The organism is Thermus sp. (assembly GCF_040290245.1).
Lineage (GTDB): Bacteria > Deinococcota > Deinococci > Deinococcales > Thermaceae > Thermus_A.
Genome location: NZ_PSMQ01000112.1, coordinates 1,132 through 2,418, shown reverse-complemented (window position 1 = coordinate 2,418; position 1,287 = coordinate 1,132). Strand labels below are relative to the sequence as shown.

1 protein-coding gene and 1 pseudogene are annotated in these 1,287 nt (G+C 66.9%); both read left to right on the top strand.

The window, feature by feature from the left end; all coding sequences use genetic code 11:
* Positions 1 to 378, top strand: a 378-nt coding sequence (locus tag C4301_RS09825) for an anti-sigma factor domain-containing protein (RefSeq protein ID WP_352414887.1), incomplete at its 5' end; no start/stop codon positions are given.
* 275 nt (positions 379 to 653) lie between these two features.
* A pseudogene (locus tag C4301_RS09820) lies at positions 654 to 1,287 on the top strand (molybdopterin-dependent oxidoreductase); the annotation flags it as partial.

The following is a 1,287-nucleotide window of genomic DNA, read 5'->3' as shown; positions in this document are numbered from 1 at the left end:
GTGCTGGTCCTTTTGGGCATAGAGAGGTACCGCCGCTACCAGGACCGCCTGGCCTGGAAGCGGTTTCTGGCCTTGGCCTCGGAACCCGGGGCGCGGATGATGCCCCTGATTGACCCGGCGGGCCGCCAGACCGGCTGGGCCCTGCGCACCGCCCAAGGAGGGGTCCTCCTTTACCTCCAGACCCCTCCACCCCCCGGCCGGGTCTACCAGGCCTGGCTGATCCTGCCCGAGGGGCGTAAGAGCCTTGGCCTCTCTCCCACCCGGCTTCTGGAAATCACCCCTCCCCCGCCCGAGGGGAGCCGGATCGGGGTCTCTGTGGAACCCCCCGGGGGAAGCCCCGGCCCCACCACCCCCTCTGTGGGTCAAGTGCGCCTGTGACCTGGTCAAGGATTGGTGCACACCTGTGCACCCGGCCCGAAGGGCCAAACACCGAGATGTGGGCCTGACCTTCCCGCCACCCGCTCGGTGTTTGGCCCAGGTCAGCCCCGAGTGCTTCCTGAAGGGAACACCCCCTGGGGCCACGTTCCAGGGCTACCTTGCGGGCCAAAGCAGCCCCATGCCTGAAGGCAGGGGTCTCCCCGCCGCCGGCGCCTGATGAGTTGCGAAACAGATCCAAAGCACCCTCGAGGGGTGTATATCTTAAAGGGGCAAAGATGCGAAAGGGCGGAGCAAGGTCCATCTGGCTTTGGGGCTTGGGGGCAGGGGTTCTTCTGGGCCTCGGGGGGCTTCCTTTGCGCGCCTTGGGGGTGGGGTGGCCACCGGAGGGGCTCTTCGCCCTCCTCACCCACTGGCTGGGGTTTCCCTGGATGTTTAACCTCCTCCACAAGGTCTTCGGGTTCGGGGATCTGGCCAAAAATCTGGCCTTCCTGGGGGCAGTGGCCCTGTGGCTTCTCCTCCACCCGCTTCTTCTGACCCTCCTTCGTCGCTGGTACTGGACCGGCCTGGGACTGGCCTTCTTCCTCTATGGTGGCCTTGGTGGCCTTTTCCTGGGGCTAGGCTCTGAAGGGATCAGGGCAGGGGCCCTCTACGCCCTTGGCCTAGGCCTTCTGGCCCTGGCCTTCCGCCCCCAAGGAGGTGGGCCCGAGGACCTAAGGCGCCGGACAGGGCTTAAGCTCCTCTTGCTCCTGGGCCTCGAGCTCCTCCTGGGAAGAGGCTCGAGGGCCAAGGCCCAAGGGCCCGTAGGCCCTGGGCTTCCCCCCGAGCAGACCCCCCAGAAGGACCTCTACTACGTTTCCAAAAACCCGGCCTTCCTGGACCCCGACCTCGCGAGGCGGCCGTACCGGCTCC